Genomic DNA, 805 nt, shown 5'->3' on the forward strand with positions numbered 1-805 from the left:
CGCGCATACCGTCCTTCACGTCCTGTAGCGTACCGACAACCACGTAGCAGGTGTAGGTGTGGTCACCGGCTGGGATCGCGTTCGCGCGGAACACGCAGTTCCACTTTACCGTGGCGTTGCCGGCCCCCGGCAGTGTCGAGAAATCGAAGCGGCCATAGCCAACGTTCGGCAGCGCCGGCTGAGGCAGGCTCGGGCTGTAGACGCCCATTGCCCGCGAGCCGTCTGCGGTGGACAGAATCACCGGTAGGCCCTGCTCCCCAGCCTCTGACGAGAGCACGGCGGCCTGGGCCGTCGCCGGGTCGAAGCTCCAGAAATGGGCAAAGTCGGGCGGCATGTAGGCGGTCGCGACTTCGAAAGTGGCCGAGTCGTGAGCCTGCGCAGTGGTGAAGGTCGCGCGGTATTCAATCGCATTGGCGACACCTGCACTCCCGAGAGTGACCCGCTTCGTCAGGACGTCGTCAGAACGCGGTGAGTTGTAAGGGCCGGGGCCTTTTGGGCAACTGCCGACCGGCCGGCCCGGCGACATGAAGTAGGCCATCTGGGTGCGCGTCAGCAGCATCGCCGGGCCTATCTCAAGAGCGGTGAGTAAACCTGAACTGCTTGGGCCATTGGCGTCCCCATCACTGCCGGCCTCGGTCGGGTTGAGGCACTCACCGTAACCGTCGTAGGACGAGGCTGATTGTAGTTCGCGACCGTGGTCGTGGGCGTTGATGAACTGCGTGCCGGCCCAGGTCAGGCTATCGATAGCGCCGGCCGTGCGTGACGAAACGCTGACCGCGATGGTTGAGCCTCCGAACGGTCGGCT

At 64.7% G+C, this 805-nt stretch carries 1 protein-coding gene; it reads right to left on the reverse strand.

Annotated elements, in window-relative coordinates:
* A partial coding sequence (locus MKK70_RS11600; RefSeq protein WP_243947832.1) for a hypothetical protein occupies window positions 1-805 on the reverse strand: 805 nt, incomplete at both ends.

This window comes from Methylobacterium sp. E-041 (assembly GCF_022829665.1).
GTDB lineage: Bacteria > Pseudomonadota > Alphaproteobacteria > Rhizobiales > Beijerinckiaceae > Methylobacterium.